Raw genomic sequence first — 23,231 nt, forward strand, 5'->3', positions numbered from 1 at the left:
ATATGACAATGGATGTTCGCCACTTTGCCTTCCTGGCCCGCCAACCTTCTGCTGCGCTGAAACCGCGAGACTCGTTCTTCGGCCTGCCCAAGCGCGGTTTGGTGCTGATCCTGGCCAACGCGCTGTTCTGGCAGCCGCTGCTGGCTCAGGCCGGAGGCATTGTGGTCAGTGCGCCGGGCACCACCGTCGGCCAGGCCGGCAATGGCGTACCGGTGGTGAACATCGCCACCCCCAATGGCAGTGGCTTGTCCCATAACCAATTCAAGGACTACAACGTCGGCCCCAACGGCGTGATCCTCAACAACGCCAACGGCCCCATGACGAACACCCAGCTGGGTGGCTACATCGTCGGCAACCCCAACCTCAAGGGCGGCGCGGCCAGCGTCATCCTCAACGAAGTCAACGGCGGCAGCCCCAGCCAACTGCGCGGCTACACCGAAGTGGCGGGCCAGTCGGCCAAGGTCATCGTCGCCAACCCGTACGGCGTCACGTGCAGCGGTTGCGGCTTTATCAACACCCCCAACGTGACCCTCACCACCGGCAAACCGGTGCTCGACGCCAGCGGCCAGTTGCAGCGCTACCAGGTTGACGGCGGCGCCGTGACCATCGACGGCGAAGGCTTGAATGCCAGCAACGTCGACCGCTTCGAAATCATCACCCGCTCGGCCAAGATCAATGCGCAGATCAACGCACGAGAATTGACCGTCATTGCCGGGCGTAACGACGTCGATGCCAAAAGCCTGAAAGCCACCGCGCGCGCCGATGACGGCAGTGCCAAGCCCGAGCTGGCCATCGACTCCTCGGCGCTGGGCGGTATGTACGCCGGTGCGATCAAACTGGTGGGCACCGAAGCCGGCGTGGGTGTGAAGCTCGACGGTACGCTGGCCGCCAGTGGCGGCGATATCCAGCTGGATGCCAACGGGCGCCTGAGCATGGCGCAGACGGCGACCACCGGTAACCTCAAGGTCACCGCGCAGAACGTGAACCTGACCGACAAGGTCTACGCCGCCGGCAATGTGCAGGTGAGCGGTGCTGAAGAACTGGTCAACCAGAAGAGCCTGGCCGCTGGCCAACGCATCGAACTCAACGCCACCACCGTCACCAACCCGGGCATCATCGAAGCAGGCGTGCAGGCCGATAACAGCCGCAATGCCACCGGCGATGTGGTGGTGAATACGCAAACCCTGAACACCAGCGGCAACGTCCTGGCCAGCCGCTCGCTGAGCGCCACGGCCACCCGGGAACTGAACAACCAGGGCGCAGTGATCCAGGGTAAAACCGTCACGCTGAACAGTGCCAGACTGACCAACCAGGGCGCCACCGCGCGGGTGTATGGCGAGCAAGCGCTGGCGATCAACGCGCCGGCCATCGTCAACCTCGGCGGGTTGATTCGCTTCGGTGCCGATCAGGCGGCAACGCTGCAAACCGATTCGCTGGATAACCGCCAGGGCCATATCCAGGTCGCGGGCGGCAGCTTGACGCTCAACAGCGGCACGCTGAACAACACCGGCGGGCAGATTGTCGCGGGCAACCTCGGTGTAACAGCGGACACGATCAACAACCAGAACGGTTTCCTGGTTGCCGACGCCGTGACGGTCAACGCCGCCCGCCTCGACAACAGTGCCAAGGGCTTGATCAGTGCCGAGAAAGGCGCGCTCAACCTCACCGTCACCAACACTTTCAACAACAGCCAGGGTCATGCCCAGGCTGGCACTGACTTGAACCTGCGCGCCGGTGACGTCGCCAACCAGGACGGCAAGCTGGTGGGTGGGCAACTCACCGCTACCCTCGGCAGCCTCAGCAACAACGACGCAGGTGTACTCAGCGCGGATGCCGGCAAGTTGACCTTGACCGTCGCCCAACAGCTGAACAACGCCAAAGGTCACTTGCAGGCCGCCCAGGGCGACATCGAGCTGCACGCCGCGAGCCTGGATAACCAGGGCGGCGCCATCATCGGCAAGCAGTTGCTGCTGGATGCGCGAAGCGGGCAGATCGACAACCGCGCCGGGCGTATCGTCGGTGACCAACTGGACGTGCGCGCCGGCAGCCTCGACAACCGCAGTGCCGGGTTGCTGGCCGGTGGTGTGCCGGGTGTGAGCGTGGTGCTGAACGACCAATTGCTCAATACCCAGGGCCGTATTCAAAGTGAGGGTGACCTGCTGCTGACCGGCAACCGCCTGGGCAACAGCGCCGGGATCCTGCTGGGCAAGGCCCTCACTGTCACCGCGCAAGACCTCGACAACAGCAGCAAGGGCGCGCTGGTCAGCAATGACGGCGACATCACCCTCAACATCAGCAACCTGCTGACCAACACCAACGGTGTGATCGACGCCGCCGAACGCAGTGTGCTGGTCAAGGCCTTGACCACCCTCGACAACCAGAGCGGCACCTTGCGGGGCAAGCGCCTGGATATCGCGGCGCAAACCCTCGACAACGACCAGGGCCAACTCCTGGCCGGCAATCAGGGCGTGAGCTACCGCGGCCAGGACCTGAGCAATCGCCAGGGCATGATCCTCAGCGGTGGTGCGGCGGTCGACCTGACGCTGGGCACCTTGAACAACCAGGGCGGCACCGTGCAGGGCGATAGCTTGACGGTGACAGCCGACAGCGTCGACAACAGCCAAGACGGTACCAAGGCCGGCGCGTTGACCGCCTTGAAGAGCGACCTGCAACTGACGGTCGAGGCCTTGACCAACCGGGGCGGCAAACTGTTCGGCAAGGAGCACGTCACCGTCTCCGGCGCCACCCTGGACAACAGCGCCAACGGCCAGATCAGCGGCAATCAGCTCAGCCTGACCTCGCGTACCCAACTGACCAACCAAGGCGGCCTGATTGAGTCCAACCAGGGCCTGACCTTCAATGGCGGCAACCTCGACAACAGCGCGGGCGGCCAACTGCGGGCGATGGAAGGCGCCAGCAGCACGCTGACGGTCACCGACCAACTGAATAACCAGAACGGCATTCTTGAATTCGGCAGCCAGGCCTTCAGCCTCAGCGCCGGGCATCTGAATAACCAGGCCGGGCAACTGCAGCACGCTGGCACCGGCGTGTTCAGCCTCAATACCAGCAGCCTCAGCGGCAGCCAGGGCAGCATCAATGGCCTGGGCACCGCCGACTGGTCGTTCGGCCGGGTCGATGGCCTCGGCCGTGTGCAACTCAATGAAGCCTTGCACTACACCAGCACCCAGGGCCTGAGCCTCAAGGCCGGCGACCGCCTGGCCAGCGCCAAGGGGCTGATCCTGGATGTCGCCAGCCTGGATAACGCGGGCGAGTTGCTCAGCGACGGTGACCTGACTGTCAACCTGACCGGCGACATGACCAACAGTGGCCGCCTTTCGGCCCAGCAAAAACTGAGCGTGGTCGCCAACAACCTCAGCCAGAACGGCGGGCGTTTGGCCGGCGGCACCACCACCCGCATCACCCTGGGCGGTACGCTGGATAACCTCGGCTACCTCACCGCACGCCAGCAACTCGACATTGCCGCCGCACAGATCAACAACCGCGGCACCCTCGGTTCACAAGGCAACGTCAACCTCAGCGCCAGCAATGGCATCAGCAATAGCGCGGACACGCTGCTGTTCAGCGGCGGCGATCTGACCCTGCGCGGGAACAGCTTCAGCAACCTGTACGGCGACGTCTACAGCAAGGGCAACCTGAGTTTCGCGGCGCTCGATGGCGGCATGGCGGCGGGCTTCAGCAACCTTTCCGGTACGGTTGAAAGCGAAGGCAATATCGGCATCAGTGCGCGGAATGTGGAAAACGCCAAGGCTGAATTCGAGTTGGGCCAGACCGTCACCACCGGCAGCCTCAATTGGCAGTGCGGCCAGCACTGCGGCGGGCACGACTCGTTCAAGCGCGGTCAAATCACCATCAACCAGACCTACCTTGAATCCGCGATCAAGGACTCGGCCTCTGCGCGCCTGGTGGCGGGCAAAGACCTGCTGATCCAGGGCGACAACGTCCAGAACCGCTATAGCCTGCTGGCGGCGAATGGCAACCTGAGCATCACCGCCAACGACCTGCTCAACCAGGGCGCCGCGACTCGCACCGGGCAGAACACCATCGTCATCGGCACCCCGCAGCGCATCGACACCGATGAGTGGGACCGGATGGAATACATCGACGTGCCCGCCTTCAACGCAGCAGTGGCAGCGGGTAATTTCGATGAAGCACGCTTTGAGGTGCTCAAGGCCCGGTCGAGCGACTGGCGTTTCTCCGAACAAAGCAACGTCACCACCTGGACCGACAACGGCGGCCCGGGCTACACCGCGACGATACAGGCCGGTGGCGCGGTCAACCTCAACGTTGCGCGCACCCTGCAAAATGGCACGTTGCACACCAACACCCTGGAGCAACTGACCGGCACCCTCGGTGACGACCAGACCGGCATCCCCGTCGGCGGCATCAACATCAACCTGAGCAAGCACGTCAACGACGCCACCGCCCAGGCGCCGAGCAGCGTATTGCCGGTGACCAGCATCGCGCCCGACGGCCGCTACGTACCCGTGGACTACACCGGCGAGTCCTTCACCCCGGTCGATCCCACCACCGCGCCCGGCTTCCAGTTGCCCAAGGGCGACTACGGCCTGTTCATCAAAAACGCCGACCCCACCAGCCACTACCTGATCGAGACCAACCCGAACCTCACCACTGTGGCGGGTTTCTTCAGCTCCGACTACATGCTCGGCAAGCTCGGCTACAGCCCCGACAACGCCTGGCGTCGCCTGGGTGACGGGCAATACGAGTCACGGCTGATCCGCGATGCCGTGCTGGCGCAAACCGGGCAACGCTTCCTCGCCGGTGGCCTGACCAGCGACTACGACCAGTTCCGCTACCTGATGGACAACGCCCTGGCCAGCAAGGACGCCTTGCGCCTGAGCGTCGGCGTGTCCCTCACTGACCAGCAAGTCGGCGCCCTGACCCACGACATCGTGTGGATGGAAAACCGCGTGGTCGACGGCCAGACCGTGCTCGTGCCGGTGCTCTACCTGGCCCAGGCCGACTCCCGCAACGTGCGCGGCAACAGCCTGATCCAGGGCCGTGACCTCAACCTGATGACCGGCGGCGACCTGATCAACGTCGGCACCCTGCGCGCCAGCAACAACCTCTCGGTGGCCAGCAGCGGCAGCCTCTACACCGGCGGCCTGATCGAGGCCGGCAACAACCTCAGCCTGCTGGCCCAGGACAGCATCCGCAATTCCATGGCTGGCGAGATACGCGGCACCCAGGTCAGCCTCACCACCCTGAAGGGCGACATTACCAACGACAACACCGCCATCCAGGTGCGCCAGGGCGCCGGCATGCGCACCCTCACCGACAGCAGCGTCAGCACCATCACCGCCCGCGAAAACCTGGCCATCGACGCTGGCCGCGACCTCACCAACCACGGTGCACTCACCGCCGGCGGCGATGCCGACCTGAAAGCCGGGCGCGACCTCAACCTGATCGCCGTCAGCGACACCAGCGAGATCCACGCCTTCAGCGACGGCGGACACAAATCCACCATCACCACCGACGTGAAAAACCAAGCGGCCACGGTCACGGCCGGCGGCAACCTGAGCATGGTGGCGGGGCAAGACGTCAACATCATCGGCAGCAACGCCACCGCGGGTAAGGACCTGAACATTCAGGCCGGGCGCGATTTCAACGTGGCGTCTGTCAGCGATGTGCACAACGTCGAAGGCAAGGAAAAAGACGGCAAGAAACGCATTAAGACCGCGGATGAGCAGACCACGCAGTTAGCCAGTGTGCTGACGGCGGGCAGGGACTTTACGAGCCAGGCCGGGCGCGACACCACGCTGGTGGCGAGCAAGATCAGTGCGGGGAATGAGGCTTATCTGTATAGCGGGGATAAGTTGAATTTGCTGGCGGCGCAGAACAGTACTCATACGTTGTATGACATGAAGGAGAACGGTGGCTGGGGCGCGAAGAAAGAGCAGCGAGACGAAGTAACCCGCACCACGAACGTTGGGACCGAGATCAAGACTGGCGGCAACCTCACGTTGATCAGCGAAGGTGACCAGCGTTACCAGGTCGCGAAGCTTGATAGTGGTAATGACATCATTCTTAACAGTGGCGGGGCCATCGTCTTTGAAGGCGTCAAAGACCTTCATGACGAGAGCCATACCAAGAGCAAGGGTGACCTCGCTTGGTTCAGCGCCAAAGGTAAAGGCAACACTGACGAAACGCTGCGCCAGAGTGAAATGATCGCTCAAGGGCAGGTCGTTATCAAAGCTGTCGACGGATTGAAGATTGATGTCAGGCAGATCGATCAGCAAACCGTTAGTCAGACCATCGATACCATGGTCAAAGCCGATCCGAATCTGGCTTGGCTCAAGGATGCTGAAAAGCGCGGTGACGTGGACTGGCGCCAAGTCAAAGAGATCCACGATAGCTTCAAATACAGTAACTCCGGTTTAGGTGCGGGCTCGCAGATTGTAATAGCAATTCTGATGGCCGCATTTGTCGGGCCGTTGGCAATGACTGCGGCTGCAGGTGCTGGAGCAGGCGTCGCTGTCGCGGCAGGTGCGGGAGCCGTAGCGGCAGGCGCTGCGACCAATGCGACGGTTAGTGTCGTTAATAATCGTGGCAACTTAGGGGCGGTGTTCAAGGATGTCACCTCTTCGGATGCTTTGAAGGGGTATACGATTTCCGGTGTGACCGCTGGATTGACCGCAGCTTATTTTGATGGCTGGACCGGAACTCATACTGATCAGGCGACTAAGCAAATAACGGGGCCACAGCTCAACACATGGACTGGTGTAGGGCAGTTTGCCGCGAACCAGACATTGCAAGGCGGTACTTCAACGCTGTTGAGTAAAGCATTGGGGCAGGGCGGCAGTGGGAGTGAGGCGCTGAAAACTGCGCTATTCAATACCCTGGCAGCGGCCAGCTTCAATGCCGTCGGCGACTACACGAAAAAGTGGAACATCGAAAACGGTTCAATTCCCAAGATCGCGATTCATGCGATGGTCGGTGGCCTCTTGGCCGAAGCAACGGGTGGAGATTTCCGTACAGGCGCATTGGCAGCCGGCGCCAATGAGGCACTGGTCGTACAGCTTAACGACATCGTGAAGGGCGACAAGACATTGTTGTCCATGAGTTCTCAACTGGTCGGTGTTTTAGCTGCGGCCACACAAAAAGATGCAGATGCTAGCAAATTGGAGAAGGGTGGCTGGGTGGCGAAAAATGCCACGCAGTACAACCACCAGCTTCACAAGTCTCAAGCCGATGCGTTGGATGAACAGCGACGGTTCCATCCGGAAAAGGCTGATCGTTTGAATGCGGCGGCCTGCGCTTTGGTTAGTTGCGCAGAGTCGATCCCGACCAACGATGAAACCTATAAGGACTTCAAGGCACTTCAGGATCGCGGCGCCACTTTTAGTGAGGAGATCGCGTTACTTGAGGCGACCGGCCAGTTTGGTGGCCGTAGTTGGCAGGATTGGAGCGACGATACGCTCAATGCTCACGGCAAGGCGGTGCAGGTCGTTGGAGCAAGCAAAGACACTGCCCTTGGCCTAGTCGGAGGGGCTACTGCATATACCGGGATGGTGATGTCGTCACCCGCATGTGTTGGCGTTGTTACCTGTGCCTTACCCATCGGCTTAGGAGCGCTTGGCACCACCTCGATGGTGGGGGCATGGGATTCTGCTAGCCGGATTACGGCGGATTTTAAATCCAATGAGCCCGACCGAGTGCTAGCTTCTTTCTTTCCGGAAACCTTTCCAGGAGAGTCGAGCGTAACGTCTGACCTGGCATGGAGCACGGCGAAATCCGCAGCTCAGGCGGCTCTGTTTGGCGGCGCGAGTAAATACTTTAATGGTAAGTTAGCTGGAGAGCTTGCCAGTGGTGCAAAAGGGCTAGGTTCTGCTGGTACGGGCACGACGGCGGGTAGTAATGTTGCAAGTACGACGCCTAAAGTTGATGTTTTTTGGAATAAAACAACAGTTCTAGATAGGACTGTTTATCAACGTAACGACCTCTTTGACCCAGAGGCCCTATCGACCTGGAGAGTACGAGGTAAAACTGTTGAAGGCTCAAACCTTGAGAGGATGGCCTCGGGTCGAGCACCAATTGGGTATGATGGGAAATCAGTTGAGTTACATCATCTCTCGCAAACTGAAGTTAATGGATTCGCTGGTACTCGTGGTTCACTTGCAGAAGTTGGTTCTGTTTTCCATAGCCAGAATAGCAGTGTTCTTCATGTCCCATCCAATGCCGCTCAAAGCTTTAGGTATACTCGTTACAAAGACTCTGCAGAATACAGAAACCCTACGACTGACTATGTTTCAGTTCCTACGGATTTGAATGCAAAAACATTGACAAAGCAGGCTAAAGAGTTTAACTCTTATCAGTCGGATTATTGGAAGTTGCGGGCTCGGAGCGGGGAGTAATTAGGCGTGGATTATTCGAGAATAATTAATCTTATTAAAGAGTCGGATTACGTTGAGTTTGCTGATTATGGTGACGGGATTGCTGATGAGTGGATTTATAAAGCTGAAGCTCGTCTTGGGTTGAAGTTGCCTGATAGCTATAAATGGTGGCTGAAGTGTTATTCTGGCGGGGAAATATCTGGGGAGGAGATTTATAGTATCTACGAAATGGATTTTGATAGTGTAAGGGGGGGGGATATCGTTTATATGTCAATCGTTAACGGTCGAAATGGGTTGTGTGGGAAGGAGAGGCTATTTATCTGCGAACCGCCGGGTGCAGGGGAATCATTTTATTTTGCCACGGACGATGGTCTTAATGATGGAGAGTATCCTGTTTATAGGCTTGAACTTTCTGATCAAACTTCTAGTTTGTATGCGAAAAACTTTATCGATTTCTTAGAAAAAAGAATAATGTCTTTCAGTTGAATAACGATTCTGCGTTTAAAAAATGGTTGAGAAAGGCTCGGTGCAAAAGCGACAGGAGAATTAGCTAGTTCTGGTGGGAAACCCACTGTTGAGTTATTTGGTGGGAAGAATGCTCAAACTCCTGGTGCTATAAACGTGGATGTCCGAGCAGATATTCAGTCTGGTATTCGAGCGGACGCAACGAAACTTCCTTTCAAGGATAGTTCGGTGGGAGAGATTGTTGCTAGTAACCCATTCATTCCCAAGAGTGCAGGTGGTACTAACTCAATGATGGATTTTCTTCCGGAAGCTACTCGCGTGGTTGAGCCTGGTGGAAAGATATTTGTCAACGCAAATGCTGCGAACCCTTACGTGCGTAAAGGGGACGGATTTATTTAAATATTTAAAAATCCAGATGAGTTGATTAAATAAATCCGTCCCCTTTGACCCCAAAACCTTCATCCCGATAAAAAATTGAGGCCTGTCGAAAATGTTGCCATTCAAGTTTGTGGACATCCCGCCTTCATATGACGCGGCCGAGGTTTTTTATGTGCGGATTGACCCGTCCATTGGGATTGCAGAGGAATTGATAAGATCGCTGTATTACCTGCTTTGGTTGCCGGGGTATTTTGGATTTAACTGGGATGCCTTATATGATTGCTTAAGAGATCTTAGCTGGATTCCATGCCACAAAATCGTCCTTGTACATGTGACTCTTCCAGAATTGCCAAGAGAGGATCTACAGGTATACCTTGAGATTCTACGTGATGCGGTCTTTGATTGGATTGGTGACGAAGGGCACGAGATAGAAGTAGTCTTCAGAGAAATTGATAGGCTTACGGTCGAGGATCTGCTAGACAAATAGCTTAAGCCGCTGGTGCAAAAGCAACTGGGGCCGCTGGCGGTGACGCTGAAAAGATTGTCACAGTCAGCAAAAGCCGCTTTCCTGAATCAGCGCAACACATCGAAGATGCTATTGACGCGGGTAAGCCTGGTACTCTGACCATAGATCGCGCGAATGCAGCATCACGCAGGCGTGACTCTTTGCGCGGTACTGAAACCAAGCCAGGCCTTGATCGTGATGAATATCCACCTGCAATGTTTCAAGAGGGTGGTCAAGGTTCCTCCGTAAGACATATCAACCCTAGCGACAATCGCGGGGCTGGTGCCTGTGTTGGTGCTCAATGTAGAGAGTTACCAAACGGAACGAAGATTCGAATAGATGTGGTGGATTAGAATATGTCCAGCTTGGAAAAATTGTTATCGAATGCAAGCTCATCTTTGAGTGATCATGCGCCGGAAATTTCTGGGCCGTCACATAGATTGGCCGGTGCTTTATCTGATCAACTTTTAAGGATGCTGGTTCAACGCAATGGCTTCTACGCCCTAGAAAGCGCTTTACATGTGTTTCCCACACATTCTAGTCAGGACGAAATTGGTCTTCGTGATTGGAATGAAGATACTCTTTGGCGCGGTGCTTATAAGGGTATTGCCGATGGTTGCTTATTTTTTGCTGAAGACATTTTCGGTGGGCAGTTCTGTATTAAAGATAACAAGATTTATATTTTTGACCCGGAAACCGGGGCACTAGAGTATTTGGCCGACGATATTGAAAGCTGGGCAAAAATAATACTTAGTGATTATGAGGCGCTCACGGGCTACCCGTTAGCGCATCAATGGCAAAAGAAAAATGGTCAGCTTCCCACAGGAAAACGTTTGTTGCCGAAGGTGCCATTCGTGCTGGGAGGAGAGTTTGTGCTGGATAATATGTATATGGCAGATGCTGTGGAGGGGATGAGGTTTAGGGCTGATATTGCCCGCCAAATTAAAGACTTGCCAGACGGAGCTGAGATTAAACTAAAAACTGATAGTTAAGTGGTTAGAGTTATATGAAGAAGTCTGTGTAGACCATCATTATTGCGAATGCGGGTATTGGTGGTCTAGCCCCTATTTACAATAAGCGTAAAGGGTGCGAACTTATTTAAATATTTAAGGTAAAGGTAAGGTAAAGGGGGCGGATTTATTTAAATGTTTAAAGCTTCAGATGAGTTGATTAAATAAATCCGTCCCCTTTGAACTCTATTCACCCCTCAATAAATTACCCATAACAGCTTGATATATGAGCCTAGGAGTTATCTTGAAGAATCTTTTGCTAGCCTTCTTTTCAACTTTGTTCCTGAGCGGCTGCGGCTCCACTGCCTATGAGAAGCCTATTCCTTACGATCAGGCAACCACCGCACGCATCCGTCTTTTCGGTAATAACGGTTTGCCGGTTGCCATCAATCCAGGACAAGACTGCACTTCGAGTAAAGAACCTCTTTATGCCTACGGTTATACCGTTGCGGATAAGGTCAATTCCACCTTGGGGCAACACACCAAACGAAGTGTCGGAATGCCTGCTTCCTGGAGAAGTGATCACCTGAGCTACGGCGAGTCTTACGCGGAGTTTGTTATACCCGCGGGTCTACCGTCTGTAGTCGTGATGAAAATGCTTACCGGCGAGGCGTTTTGTGTGCCGGATCCCCGCGTGTTTGTTCCTGAGGCGGGTAAAGACTATGAGGCATACCTTCAGAGGCAAGGCGGGCAATGCGGTGGGGTAATTCGGCTGCTCTCCGACGTAGGGTGTAAAGGGGACGGATTTATTTAAACAATTTAAAACTCCAGACGAGTTGATTAAATAAATCCGTCCCCTTTGACCCCTGCTCTTCTGCTAAGAGTTACCGCTGAGGGAGGGGCAGCAATGCCAAATCGTCTAACAGTCCTAGTTAAAGATGGGAGAATAGGTAATGGACAATGAAGAAGCGCTTAAAGTCATTGACAGTATGATGTGGGTAAAGAAAGCCTCAATTTTCCTTCTGTTGCTTGATTATGCTCTACGTAACCTTGACTCGGCGAGTGATACGCAAAAAAAATGTCAGGAGGCAGTTGATAAGTGTTGGCGATGGTTGTCTGATCGAGGGCTCAGTGCTGATGAATTAGCATATTATCTAGACTCCGATGATATGCAGAGCGGACCGCTGGCAGAAGGAAATTTTGCATCTGAAAGCGTAGAACAAAATAGTTTAATTTTAATATTGTTGGTGATCGGTTTTTTTGCCAATAAGGCCTATAAGATTGTAGGGCTACAAGAGCAAATGTCTGAGCCGGTATGTGAGGCGGACGAGAGCTCTGCTGTATATATTGTTGATTATATTGAACGGATAGGCTTGTCTGATAAGTTGAGTGTTTATCTATCTGCACACGTTTTGGAAAATAGGGGGCAATCCACGTTTTAATGCTGGCAGAGTTGCTCTTTAACGTAAAGGGGAAGGATTTATTTAGGACGTAAAAGTGACGGATTTGTTTAAATATTAGATTTAAAAACTCCAGCTAGGTCGATTAAATAAATCCGTCCCCTTTGCCCACTGAGAGCTTGGATCCTCGCACAGTTAGCTACGTTGAGAGCAAGCTTGGTGTGAAAATAGGTGAATTAACAAGTTTTTGCAGGAATTCTGCTGGTGCATGTGCAGAGGTATCAGCAGTAGATAAGCTTGTCAGGTCAGGAGGGAATCCAGAAAATATCAAATTCACACAGGCTTTACGTCCTAAAACCATCAGGGATGAAGGTGGATACACCCCTAAAGCAGTTATAGAAACATTCCCGAATTGTAAGGTGACTTGGCCGGGGAATAAATGATGGTTATTGATGAACAATGGGTTCCAGGATTTGGAGAAATTGTTACTTGGTTTGCGATGGACAAAGCCGGTGCTATTGCCGTCATGGTGAATAACTGTTTTGGATCGTTACCAAAGGTTTTGTTGGAAGTTACAGCTGTGGAGCAGAAGCTTGATAGCTTAAGTGAGTACTTGTGGGAAGAGTCTGGTGATTACGAAGAATATCCGAAAGCTAAAAACGGTAAAACAATTCTTGATTTATACTCTGCCTGTGCATATCGTCACCTAGACTCTAGGGCTGAAGTGGAACGATGGATAGCGGATCGATCTTCACTCCAAGCCAGGCTGACAGAATATAACCTTCCAGCAATTAAAGGTGTCTATATATACCATGCTATAGAAGGTAGTGTGTCTGGGGAGGACTTCCCTTCCGGTTATGATGGAGAGTCTAAAATGGGGGACTATTTTCGCTACTTAATCCCTAGCGTTAAGGCTGGTATAGAAGATATTCCTTTTGAGCTTAGGGGGATAGTTGTTGTTTCTGATAGTCTGGAATTTCCAGATGTGAGTTTTTGGTCTGGAAGTTCTATTGATGAGCATTTCTCTCGTATGTATTGACGTAAAAGGGGCAGATTTATTTAAATATTAAATTTAAAAAACTCCAGATGGGTCGATTAAATAAATCCGTCCCCTTTGACCCCAATCCAATAACTTCCCAGTTATTGACTTCCAGCTCGACACTAATGTGGTGAGTTTGAAAACGATTGATACCCGAGGTAAAGGGTGGTCTTATGACATGAGAACCCATATGGACACCTTGCAAAGTTCAAAAATTACCGTGGATGGCGTACCGGCAACGAAAATTTTGGACATCCGAGTTCAACCGGGCGGAATGGCTGACGCGAGCAAGCTTATAGAGTATGGAAAGCAACGTAATATTACTGTGATTATTAAAGAGTTCGGTGGCTAATCATATGGCTGAAATTGAAATTGTCTTTAGCGAGAGGCTACATGATGGCGCTTCAGTTGTATGGGGGCGGCTAATACAACAGCTCAAAAACTTTAATGAGGATACCGTCATTGATGGCTTTACCGGCAAGAAAATAGGGTTGGCGGACGTTTCGAATTACTTGAAGAAAAACAAGTGTCAGAGTTTTTTTATTGAGCTGGCAAACGGTTCTGTCGAGTTTTCGTATGTGGCAGATAAAGCGTTTTATCGGCTTGATATGAAACACCTGGCGAATTCGATTGAAGTTGCACAGACCTTGATTGAAGCTTTAATCGATGAGCCCGGCTTTGTTCAGGCTCGAATTTACGACGCCGAGTATGATCGATGGCAAAATGCCGAGAGTCTTACGCTCTTTGAAGTTGAGCGCGTCGAACACGCTCATCTGCCCAAGAAAAGTAATGGGCTGCCTTTTCCGCTGACCCAAGAGGTCGTAGATATATCAAAAAATCCTGGGCGTTGGGTTTTAAGAAACGGCTACATTGAGGCGGTTGGCGCTTTCATGTGGGTAAGCAAATCCTTGCTTCAGTTAGTGGGTGTCGACGAAAAGAAGTTAATGGATATCGACTGCTTTGCAGTAGAAGATTTGGGCGGCGTTTTGAAGATTGCTGCCTATAACCAGTGCTTCACTGCAGCCGTAGGGGCTCAGGCAGAGAGGCAGGACTTGCTGAGAGAAGTTTTGTTTAACGCGTGAATTAGAGCGAGAATCGGGCGCGGGAAATAGGGTTCAGGCCACGGTTTTCTAATTAAAGTATTAATAGTGGTCTGACCCCCTATTTCTCGGTCGATGATATAACAGCGTAAAGGGGGCGGATTTATTTAAATATTAAAAATTTCTTATGAGTTAATTAAATAAATCCGTCCCCTTTAACCAAGTCAATAGAGCCATTGAATATGGTCAGAGCAAAGGCATTACGGTAAAAATTACCAAGGTGAATTAAGATGAACGATGTCGTGAAAACAGCCTGGGCGGATGCAGGAGTCAATAAGGAATTCATTTACGTTAAAACTTAATCTGGCTATCGGAGTAGTCGAGCTGATCCACAGGGTGTCGAGCATCACGCCAGCCCTGAAATCAGTGATCAAGAGTTAGGTGTTGTGGTATTGGATGCGTTGGCCCATAGCCGATTTGTGCTTCCCGAGCCGCGTAAGGATGTTTGGATTCACCCCGAAGCTACGTTTGATATGGATTTATACGACTACGACTTGACCAGTCAACGATATGATCAATGGGTTGGCAGTACTTGGGAGCGCTATAGCTACAAGAGTAAGCGTGCATTATTTAAAGATATGAAAAAATGCAGTATCGAAAGTAAGGGGGACCAGATAACTATTCGTCCTAGCCATCACGAAAAGCTAGAAGCCTGGAGTGGTAAGGGACTAAGTGAGAGTGACTATGTCATTATCCCCGGCGGTAGTAGTCCTTCCGATGTAGGTGCGGCCTTACGCTTGGCTTTTAGTCGGTGCACCTAATACGTAAAGGGGACGGATTTATTTAAATATTAAATTTAAAAAACTCCAGATGGATCGATTAAATAAATCCGTCCCTTTGACCCCGTCCCCTTTGACCCGTTTACTCAGGATGGATCGGTATTGAGTCTGCGACTGATGACATGCAGCAAATCACACCCATCGCGCAGCGGAATAGCCAGCAATTGGGCGAAGTCTTGAAGCACCACAGCATCGCTGCTGAGCTGTTCGCGAAAGGCCAGGTTTTCCAGCAGTTGGGTGACGGCGCGAATCCGGTACACGGCGGCGTCGTGGAGGACGTCGAGGGGGGCATGGGTGTCGATAAGCAGGGCGGGGACGGTGCAGTCGTGGCCCGTGAGGGGCATGTATCGATTCATTGTCAGTACTCTGTTGGTGGATTAAGCCACCACTCATTCGTCGCCAAACGAATGGGTGGCAGCTGTACGCAGGTTGGCGAACCGGCAACAGAGTAAACCGGCAGACCCGAAGGTCTCCCACGCACAGCCGCCATATCATGCACAGCTTTGCGGGTGCAAAAACACCTGCATAGAAGCGGGGTGCTTTTGCGCTCTGTTGTCAGGTCGCCAAACCTGAATCGCCATGTGGGCGACGGCCCGGACTATAAGCCCGCACCCAAACCCACGCAAGGCAGCAAAGTACTGGCCCAATCACAAGGCCTCATGTCTTCACCCCCATTGCCGACACACTGGCGTTGATTAAACGCATCCACCCACCACCAACATTAAAGGACTGATGTGAAAAACCTTCTCCTGATTCTCCTCTCCACCCTCATCCTCGGTGGCTGCGTCAGCCAGCCCCTCACGCCCGAGCATCGCGCACAGGTCAAGACGGTCAAAGTGCTGCCCGTAAAGTGGGAAAAGAACATGGTCTACATGGGCCGTGAACAAGCCTGGGGTGCGGCCCTGGGCGCCGGGCTTGGTGCGGGCGTCGGCATGGCCAGCGGCGCGTCCAAGCTGGGCACGGCGGCCTTGAGCGGCGCGGGGTTTGCCGCCGGCATGAAGGCAGGGCAACTGGCCGAGATGTCGACGCCTGCGGCGATTCTCACGGTGATGGACGCCGAAAATATCGACTTGGGTGTGTTGCTCAAGCAGGCCTTCATTGATGCCTTGGGTAAGACCTCATCGCTCAAAGTGGTGGGTGACGACGAGCCGGCCGATGCGCAGATTCAACTGACGGTAGGCGAGTGGGGCTTTCGCCTGACCCAGGGTTTCAGCAGCGTGGTCTACCCGACGCTAACCGTGGTGGCGCGCATGGACCGTGGCGACGAGATGCTCTGGCGCACGGTGGAGTCGATCACGCCGTTCAATGGCCAGAATGTCTACGGCTACACGCCGCTCACTTATCGCACTGATCCTGAGGCGTTGCGCCGCGCGTTGACGGGTATCACGCAGATCTCCGGGAGTTATCTGGTGAAGGAGCTCAAGTAGACCAGCGAGAGGTCTCCGCGTGGCTTGCGGTGGCTGATCCTGACGCGAGCAGTTTGATAGAACTCGCCGAGCACCTTGAACATTTTGTATATCCCAGTGTCTTTACCCCGCCCACCCGCAACCGGTCGGGCTGCATGGACTGCAGCGTTTTCAAATGACATTAAGGATTAATGTGAACCTCACCCCCCAAGCCTCTTTTCTGTCACCGCCCGCTGTGGTGCACAGGCGCGCGCCTGCGTTTCAGGAAGGCCCCCTGGGGGAGTGCATTCGGATCAATTGATCCCTCGCTTAGCACACCTACTGCCGCCGGGCCTATTGGCGGCTTTTAATGTAGTTCATGGAGTTTGAAATGAAGCGTAAGCAGTTCCAGAAAAGCCTGTTGGCACTCATGGTCGGCGCAATCAGTACGCAAGCGCTGGCGGTGGAATTCGACCTGGGGCAGGGCAAGAACATTTGGGTCGGCGAGACCTTTAATGAGTCATTGATTATCAACGGGACGTTCTCCGAAGTAGTGGTGCCGACCACCACCAACCCTGCCGGACTGGGTGTGGCCAACACCACTATCCAGGGTTCGTTGATCAACCGTGCCGACATCACTCTGGATTCCCAGGGCGCCGCCATCCGTGCGATTGCCCTGGACCCGCTGTTCTGGTCGGGCCCGCAGAACCTGAGCCCGGGAACTGTCACCGGGGACGTGGTCCAGGCGGGCAACATTCTTATGAAAAATGGGGGTTACGAGGGGCTTGAGATCGGCGCGACGACCATCGGTGGAAGTGTCATCAACTCCGGCACCATCCGTTCCACGCTGCCCCTGACGCCGCCGGCTTCACCTTCCTACGTGGATGGCGGCGAAGGCATTTACCTGCATGGCACCACCATCGCCGGCGACGTCTCGAACACCGGTGTGATCGACATGAACGGTGATTACGCCATCGGCCTGATCCTCGACCGCCAGAACAATCTGGGGACCACCGTCGGCGGCAAAATCCTCAACGCCGGCACGCTCAAGGCGACGGGCGAGGGCGCCTGGGGCATCGAGGTGGAAACCGACACCAACCCTCTGCGCATCGAAAACAGCGGCCTGCTTTCTGCCAACGGCAATGACGCCAAGACGGTGATGTTTCTAAACGGTAAGGTCGACTACATCCTCAACACCGGCACCGTCGAGGCCACGGGCACCAACGCCAATGCCTTCGAGTTTGCCGGGGCAACCTTTGCCCAGAACAGCGCGACCGGCGCGCGCGGCATCGTTAACCGCGGCACGATCAGCGCCGATGGTACAGCCATTCATGTAGATGCCGCGGACCAGACCTCGGCGTTCGAGATCAACCAGCAAGCCGGCGAAATCCGCAGTAACGCCGGCATCGCCATCGACGCCGCCAACCTTGCCACGCTGAATTGGACCGGCGGCAAAATCACCGGCGACCTGCTCAACTTGAGCGCGGTGAATGTCGCAGGCCAGGCCGATTTCACCGGCAGCCGCATCATCGCGCCGGTATCGGTCAACTCGGGCTCGCTGAACCTGTCGGCGCCCGGTACTGCGATCACTGGCAACCTCAACGTTGCTAGCGGCGCAGGTATTGATATGCACCTGGCCGACAGCGTAGTGCCGACCACGCCGTACCTGACTGTCAACGGTGCAGCGAATTTCGCCCAGGCTTCGAAGCTGACCGTGAGCGCCAAGCCGGGCGACTTCGCCAGCACCAACAACGGCACTCAGTACACCCTGTTGCAAGCCACCGGCGTGCAAGACAATGGCCTGTCTGTGGCCAGCTCGTCCTCTCTGCTGAACGTGCTGAGCTACTCGGCCGACGCGCAAACGGTCAAGGCCGTGGTGGCGGTTAAAGACAACCAGCAAGTGCAGCAGGAGCTCGCCGCGGTGGGCGCCGGCGCTGCGTCAGCGACGGCGGTGAACACCTTTAAAAACGACGTACTAAGCGGACTCAATCAGAACGACCCAGTGTTCCAAACCCTGGCTGACGCCGGCACAGCACAGCAGCTTGCTCAGGTCAGCGAACAACTCAAGCCGGACGTCAATCGCGGCGCCCTGGACGTGGCGTTGTCGGGCCAGACCGTGGTCAACGGCGCGATCTTCAACCGCCTCACCGACCAGCGCGAAAGCCATCAAACCGGCGGCGTGTGGGTGCAGGGCCTGAGCAGCAACATGGACCAGGACGGGCGCGGCGGCAACAACGGCTACTCGGCCAACAGCAGCGGCATGGCCGTGGGTGTGGACGGGCGCTTGAACGACACCACCACGTTGGGCGTGGCTTACAGCTACCTTAACTCCAACATCCATTCCGACCTCGGCAACAAGACCGATGTGGAGGGCCATGCGCTGTCGCTGTACGGCAACTGGTCGCTGCAAAACTGGTTTGTCGACGGCAGCTTCAGCTATGGCCATAACGACAACGACAGCAAACGCCATATCGCCGGCACCACAGCCAAGGGCAGTTACGACAGCAATGTGCTGTCTGCCAGTGTGATCGGCGGCTACAGCTTCAAGCCGTCGCAGGCCGTGGTGATCGAGCCGCGTGTGGCAGCGCGTTACGCCAACGTGCGCATGGACGGTTTCGACGAGAAGGGCTCCTCGGCCGCGCTGAGCACCCAGTCGCAACGCTATGAAGTGGGCGAGCTGGGCGCTGGTGTGCGCTTGGCGGGCAACTTGCCCATGGGTGCCGGTAGCTTGCAGCCGGAAGCAACCTTGATGGCGTATCACGACCTGATGGGTGATCGCGTCGCACAAACCTCCAGCTATGTGCTCGGCGGTTCTGCGTTCACCGTCACCGGCGCTTCGGTGGCGCGTGACAGCTATGAAGCCAGTGTCGGCGTGAACTACCAGGTGTCGGACTTTACCGTGGGTGCCAGCTACACCCGCCAGGCCCGCAGTGGTTTTGATGCCGATGGGGTCATGCTCAAGGCGCGGTACGCGTTTTAAGTATTACGGCCGATAGAAAACGGCGTCGGGCTGCGGTTCTCCCACGTAGCCCGAGCCAGACTTTTAAATGTGCTCAAGGAAGTAACTCATGAAAAAGACCTCACTCTTAATCCTCGCCCTGGTCTTGGCCGGCTGCCACTCCACTGCCAGGAACTCCTCGCCAAGCCTGCTGACGGACGGCGTCCAGTTGCAGCAGAAAAAGGTCGAGGTGGACGCCGAACACGCCAAGGTCATCATGAAGGCAACCGGTTTTACCTATCCGGTGCAGTTCTCCGTACGCCGTAGTTCCGATGCAGATCAGCGTCCGGAAATCCTCGGGACGGTGGTGGATTCCGGCCGTGGCAAGGTATTCGGCTGGATCGCCAAGATGAACGAAGTGGGCAACAGCGCCGTCGCCAAACGCTTCCCGCAGTTGGAAGTGCAGGCTGACCCGGGGCAGCCCTTTGAAGTGATCGGCGAGTCACGGGTCTACAACGCCAACTATGTCGGCCTCGTCAAAACCTATGTGTATGAGTGCGGCCCCATGAGTTCGACCTTCAAGCCTGAGAAGCAAAAGGTTTACCTGGTGGAATTCGTGATTATCGGGAAGGGCTGTGAGCAGCATGTGTATGACGTAACTGCGCCTAACGAGCGTGTCCCGGTGGCGACTGTGGCAGCGACGGGAAATATTCCGTCGCTCTAAGTTGCTTTAACCCGAATCGCCAGCCCCTTGCGTCTGACCTTGTGAACGGATCATTCATTCACGAGGTTCAGCCCATGTCCCGTCCTCTTCTGCTGTTGCGCCCTGCCGCCCAAGGCTTCACCGTGACCCTGCTGGTGGCGCTTGCCGGGTGTGGGCTTTCTTCATCCCGTGACGTGGCCAAGCCCGCTGAGTCGGCGCCTGTCGTGGAGGTGCAAAGTGAGCCCGCCAGCGTCCAGGGGGCCATGGTCAAGCGGAGGGTTGCGCCTGCACCGATGGCGTCGCGATTGGTCATGAACGACTCGATCGCCATGCAATACCAGACCGAGCCTCGGGAGCAATATCAGAACCTCCCGGACAACCCGATCCGCAGCGTTGCCGAAACACCGGTCTCCACCTTCAGCGTCGATGTCGACACCGGCAGCTATGCCAACGTACGACGTTTCCTTAATCAAGGCAGCCTGCCGCCCGAAGGTGCTGTGCGACTTGAGGAGATGGTCAATTACTTCCCTTATGACTACGCCTTGCCCACCGACGGCTCGCCCTTTGGCGTGACCACTGAAGTGGCACCGTCGCCGTGGAACCCTCACAGCCGGCTGTTGCGCATCGGCATCAAGGCCTCGGACCACGCCGTGGCGGACCTGGCTCCGGCTAACCTGGTGTTCCTGGTGGACGTATCCGGCTCGATGAATCGCCGCGAAGGCCTGCCGCTGGTCAAGAGCACCCTGAAACTGTTGGTGGACCAATTGCGTGACCAGGACCGCGTCTCGCTGGTGGTCTACGCCGGCGAATCGCGGGTGGTGCTCAAGCCCACCTCGGGCCGCGACAAAACCACAATCCGCAATGCCATCGACCAACTCACCGCCGGCGGCTCCACCGCAGGCGCGTCGGGGATCGAAATGGCCTACCAAATGGCCCGCGAAGGGTTTATCGACAAAGGCATCAACCGCATCCTGCTGGCCACCGATGGCGACTTCAACGTGGGCGTCAGTGACTTCGACAGCCTCAAGCAAATGGCCGTCGACCAGCGCAAAAGCGGCGTGTCCCTGACCACCCTCGGCTTCGGTGTGGATAACTACAACGAACACCTGATGGAACAACTGGCCGACGCTGGTGATGGCAACTACGCCTATATCGACAACCTGCGCGAAGCCCGCAAAGTGTTGGTAGATCAGCTCAGCTCGACCCTCGCCGTGGTGGCCCGGGACGTGAAACTGCAAGTGGAATTCAACCCGGCACAGGTCAGTGAATACCGATTGCTCGGCTATGAAAACCGCGCCCTGAAGCGTGAGGATTTCAACAACGACAAGGTCGACGCCGGCGAAATCGGTGCAGGGCATACAGTGACCGCGTTGTATGAGATTGTCCCGAAGGGTGAACAGGGTTGGCTGGAGCCCCTGCGCTACGCATCGGCGGCCAAGGCTGACGGTAAAACTGATGAGTTGGCGATGTTGCGGGTACGCTACAAACCAGCGGAAGGCGGCAACAGCCGACTGATCGAACACCCGATCAGCAACCAGCACAGTGGCAAAACCAGCGACGACCTGCGTTTCTCTGCTGCCGTGGCCGCCTTCGCCCAGCAACTCAAGGGTGATGGCCGCTACACTGGCAGCATGAGTTTCAAGGACACGGCCGCATTGGCCCGCTCCGCTCGGGGCGACGACCCTTTTGGTTTGCGCGGCGAATTTGTGCAACTGGTCGAATTGGCCCAGAGCCTTCAGGCCCCGGCCAGACACTGATCCACCTCAAAGGAGTGCGCCACCTGATGGATTCACCCAGCGACGAAGCCCTGCTGTCCCGCTACCGCAGCGGCGACGGTGCAGCGTTCGAGGCCCTGTATGCGCGGCATCGACAGGGCCTGTACCGTTTTCTCGTGTCCTTGAGCAACAAGGCCGAACTGGCCGAGGAAGTGTTCCAGGACACCTGGCTCAGCCTGATCCGCAGCACCAGCGAGCCACAGGGGCGGGCGAGTTTTCGCACCTGGCTGTTCCAGATTGCCCGCAACCGCCTGATCGACCACTGGCGCAAGCACGGCATCCACAACCCGCTGCACGACAGCTACGATGAGCAGCTTCACGGCCAGCCCGACGACAGCGCCGGGCCTGAGCAACTGCTGAGCCTGAGCCGCGACCAGGCGCGCCTGGACAGCGCGTTGCAAGACTTGCCCGAAGATCAGCGCGAAGTGTTCCTGCTGCGCCTGCATGGCGAGCTGGAAGTGCCACAAATCGCCGCGCTCACCGGCGCCCCACTGGAAACGGTAAAAAGCCGCTTGCGTTACGCCCAGCAGAAACTGCGCCGACTGCTGGCCGAGGAGGTACCCGCATGACTGACTCCCGACATACCCAGGACTCGAACGACGAGCTGCTGATCGAGCATTTCCGTCAACACACCAGCGGCGAGCCGCCGGCTTCCCTGGACGCCTTCATCCTGGCCACCGCCCACCGCGAAGCGCCCGTGCGGCAACCCAGCCTGTGGCAGCGCTGGTTGCAGGCCTGCCAACGACCGCGCTGGCAGATGGCATTTGCCACCGTCGCGGGTGTGGCCCTGATGATTGGTTTGGTCACGCGCTCGCCGGTGCCGCAGCCGGAGTTATCCACAGGGACTTACGCGGCCGCCCCGCAAGACCTGGCCCGTCCGGCCCCGGCAGCCGCGCCGATGGCTCGATTCTCCGTGGCTCCGCAGGCTGACAGTGCGCCGCAGGTGCAGGCAGAAGTCGCGGGCTCGCTGGCGGATGAGCCGGTGGCGAAGATGAGCAAGCGCTCGGCTGTTGTACTGCCGCCGCTGGAGCAAGGGCTGCAGGAAATCCTGCGGTTGCGGCAGGCGGGAGAGACGAAGGCGGCGGATGAGAAGCTGCTGGAGTTGCACAAGCGCTTTCCCAAGGAAGACTTGCCGGCGCGGTTGGAGGCGTTGCAGAAAACCTGAATCGACGCCCACAAAAAAGCCCCAGGTCTTTCGACCTGGGGCTTTTTCATCTGTATCTGGTGCACCCGGCGGGATTCGAACCCACGACCCCTGCCTTCGGAGTCCTAAAAGTCGACCTTTAGAATCAATACGTTAGCGCGGATTAGCTGGGAAATCAAAGGGTTGTGGTAGCTTAGAGTAGCGGTCTATCGCCTGGATTAGCGGACAGAGTGTGGCAAATTCGTGGCAGATGCATCTTCTAGTGGGCACAGCTAGTCAGGGCTCCTCCTTTATCTAA

General features: G+C 56.0%; 17 protein-coding genes and 1 pseudogene. 17 read left to right on the plus strand and 1 reads right to left on the minus strand.

All coding sequences use genetic code 11. The annotated features are described in order from the left end of the window. The first annotated feature begins 8 nt into the window (after window positions 1-8). The 11 genes and pseudogenes from HX786_RS17500 to HX786_RS17555 form a co-directional block, all read left to right on the plus strand. The gene (locus HX786_RS17500; protein ID WP_178912384.1) at window positions 9-8,393 is read left to right on the plus strand and encodes a DUF637 domain-containing protein; all 8,385 of its coding nucleotides are present in this window, start codon (window positions 9-11) and stop codon (window positions 8,391-8,393) included. 6 nt (window positions 8,394-8,399) lie between these two features. Continuing rightward, window positions 8,400-8,858, plus strand: a complete 459-nt coding sequence (locus HX786_RS17505; RefSeq protein WP_008433668.1) for an SMI1/KNR4 family protein — start codon at window positions 8,400-8,402, stop codon at window positions 8,856-8,858. A gap of 135 nt (window positions 8,859-8,993) precedes the next feature. Beyond that, window positions 8,994-9,236, plus strand: coding sequence for a methyltransferase domain-containing protein (locus tag HX786_RS17510; RefSeq protein ID WP_371133009.1), 243 nt, complete (start codon window positions 8,994-8,996; stop codon window positions 9,234-9,236). Between the two features lie 91 nt (window positions 9,237-9,327). Next, window positions 9,328-9,702: a barstar family protein gene (locus tag HX786_RS17515; protein ID WP_087693608.1), complete on the plus strand. Its 375-nt coding sequence runs from the start codon at window positions 9,328-9,330 to the stop codon at window positions 9,700-9,702. A 374-nt stretch (window positions 9,703-10,076) separates the two neighbouring features. Beyond that, the gene (locus tag HX786_RS17525; protein WP_087693609.1) at window positions 10,077-10,712 is read left to right on the plus strand and encodes an SMI1/KNR4 family protein; all 636 of its coding nucleotides are present in this window, start codon (window positions 10,077-10,079) and stop codon (window positions 10,710-10,712) included. A gap of 262 nt (window positions 10,713-10,974) precedes the next feature. After that, on the plus strand, window positions 10,975-11,484 hold the full coding sequence (locus tag HX786_RS17530; protein ID WP_177040692.1) for a hypothetical protein: 510 nt from the start codon (window positions 10,975-10,977) through the stop codon (window positions 11,482-11,484). A 139-nt stretch (window positions 11,485-11,623) separates the two neighbouring features. Next, a complete protein-coding gene (locus HX786_RS17535) occupies window positions 11,624-12,112 on the plus strand; it encodes an Imm6 family immunity protein (RefSeq protein WP_003218174.1) in 489 nt (162 codons plus the stop codon). Between the two features lie 400 nt (window positions 12,113-12,512). Continuing rightward, window positions 12,513-13,109, plus strand: coding sequence for a hypothetical protein (locus HX786_RS17540; RefSeq protein ID WP_178912385.1), 597 nt, complete (start codon window positions 12,513-12,515; stop codon window positions 13,107-13,109). A 190-nt stretch (window positions 13,110-13,299) separates the two neighbouring features. Further along, window positions 13,300-13,461 (plus strand): hypothetical protein, encoded by a 162-nt coding sequence (locus tag HX786_RS17545; RefSeq protein ID WP_008433669.1) that lies wholly within the window; start codon window positions 13,300-13,302, stop codon window positions 13,459-13,461. Between the two features lie 4 nt (window positions 13,462-13,465). Continuing rightward, the gene (locus HX786_RS17550; protein ID WP_177040695.1) at window positions 13,466-14,191 is read left to right on the plus strand and encodes a hypothetical protein; all 726 of its coding nucleotides are present in this window, start codon (window positions 13,466-13,468) and stop codon (window positions 14,189-14,191) included. Window positions 14,192-14,526: 335 nt separating this feature from the next. Continuing rightward, a pseudogene (locus HX786_RS17555) lies at window positions 14,527-14,970 on the plus strand (contact-dependent growth inhibition system immunity protein); the annotation flags it as partial. 104 nt (window positions 14,971-15,074) lie between these two features. On the opposite strand, the gene HX786_RS17560 reads toward HX786_RS17555, so the two are convergent. Further along, window positions 15,075-15,332: a hypothetical protein gene (locus HX786_RS17560; protein ID WP_177040699.1), complete on the minus strand. Its 258-nt coding sequence runs from the start codon at window positions 15,330-15,332 to the stop codon at window positions 15,075-15,077. 390 nt (window positions 15,333-15,722) lie between these two features. On the opposite strand from HX786_RS17560, the gene HX786_RS17565 reads away from it, so the two are divergent. The 6 genes from HX786_RS17565 to HX786_RS17590 all read left to right on the plus strand — a co-directional run bounded on the left by HX786_RS17565 (window position 15,723) and on the right by HX786_RS17590 (window position 22,954). Further along, on the plus strand, window positions 15,723-16,415 hold the full coding sequence (locus tag HX786_RS17565; protein WP_102367864.1) for a hypothetical protein: 693 nt from the start codon (window positions 15,723-15,725) through the stop codon (window positions 16,413-16,415). A gap of 349 nt (window positions 16,416-16,764) precedes the next feature. Beyond that, window positions 16,765-19,353: an autotransporter domain-containing protein gene (locus tag HX786_RS17570; protein WP_178912386.1), complete on the plus strand. Its 2,589-nt coding sequence runs from the start codon at window positions 16,765-16,767 to the stop codon at window positions 19,351-19,353. Between the two features lie 88 nt (window positions 19,354-19,441). Further along, on the plus strand, window positions 19,442-20,035 hold the full coding sequence (locus tag HX786_RS17575) for a hypothetical protein (RefSeq protein ID WP_008433680.1): 594 nt from the start codon (window positions 19,442-19,444) through the stop codon (window positions 20,033-20,035). A 74-nt stretch (window positions 20,036-20,109) separates the two neighbouring features. Then, window positions 20,110-21,771: a VWA domain-containing protein gene (locus tag HX786_RS17580; RefSeq protein ID WP_178912387.1), complete on the plus strand. Its 1,662-nt coding sequence runs from the start codon at window positions 20,110-20,112 to the stop codon at window positions 21,769-21,771. 26 nt (window positions 21,772-21,797) lie between these two features. Beyond that, window positions 21,798-22,358, plus strand: coding sequence for an RNA polymerase sigma factor (locus HX786_RS17585; RefSeq protein WP_003218160.1), 561 nt, complete (start codon window positions 21,798-21,800; stop codon window positions 22,356-22,358). Continuing rightward, a complete protein-coding gene (locus HX786_RS17590) occupies window positions 22,355-22,954 on the plus strand; it encodes a hypothetical protein (protein WP_178912388.1) in 600 nt (199 codons plus the stop codon). Before HX786_RS17585 ends, HX786_RS17590 begins: the two co-directional genes overlap by 4 nt. The last annotated feature ends 277 nt before the right edge of the window (window positions 22,955-23,231 follow it).

Origin of the sequence: Pseudomonas sp. 21615526, from assembly GCF_013386245.1 — a bacterium.
In the GTDB taxonomy this organism is placed as follows: Bacteria; Pseudomonadota; Gammaproteobacteria; order Pseudomonadales; family Pseudomonadaceae; genus Aquipseudomonas.

Bases quoted from the DNA above. Each gene is read 5' to 3' on its own strand.
- HX786_RS17525 (WP_087693609.1), top strand. From the start codon at position 10,077: ATGTCCAGCTTGGAAAAATTGTTATCGAATGCAAGCTCATCTTTGAGT.
- HX786_RS17560 (WP_177040699.1), bottom strand. From the start codon at position 15,332: ATGCCCCTCACGGGCCACGACTGCACCGTCCCCGCCCTGCTTATCGAC.
- HX786_RS17570 (WP_178912386.1), top strand. From the start codon at position 16,765: ATGAAGCGTAAGCAGTTCCAGAAAAGCCTGTTGGCACTCATGGTCGGC.
- HX786_RS17590 (WP_178912388.1), top strand. From the start codon at position 22,355: ATGACTGACTCCCGACATACCCAGGACTCGAACGACGAGCTGCTGATC.
- HX786_RS17535 (WP_003218174.1), top strand. From the start codon at position 11,624: ATGGACAATGAAGAAGCGCTTAAAGTCATTGACAGTATGATGTGGGTA.
- HX786_RS17540 (WP_178912385.1), top strand. From the start codon at position 12,513: ATGGTTATTGATGAACAATGGGTTCCAGGATTTGGAGAAATTGTTACT.
- HX786_RS17585 (WP_003218160.1), top strand. From the start codon at position 21,798: ATGGATTCACCCAGCGACGAAGCCCTGCTGTCCCGCTACCGCAGCGGC.
- HX786_RS17500 (WP_178912384.1), top strand. From the start codon at position 9: ATGGATGTTCGCCACTTTGCCTTCCTGGCCCGCCAACCTTCTGCTGCG.
- HX786_RS17580 (WP_178912387.1), top strand. From the start codon at position 20,110: ATGTCCCGTCCTCTTCTGCTGTTGCGCCCTGCCGCCCAAGGCTTCACC.
- HX786_RS17515 (WP_087693608.1), top strand. From the start codon at position 9,328: ATGTTGCCATTCAAGTTTGTGGACATCCCGCCTTCATATGACGCGGCC.
- HX786_RS17545 (WP_008433669.1), top strand. From the start codon at position 13,300: ATGGACACCTTGCAAAGTTCAAAAATTACCGTGGATGGCGTACCGGCA.
- HX786_RS17575 (WP_008433680.1), top strand. From the start codon at position 19,442: ATGAAAAAGACCTCACTCTTAATCCTCGCCCTGGTCTTGGCCGGCTGC.
- HX786_RS17550 (WP_177040695.1), top strand. From the start codon at position 13,466: ATGGCTGAAATTGAAATTGTCTTTAGCGAGAGGCTACATGATGGCGCT.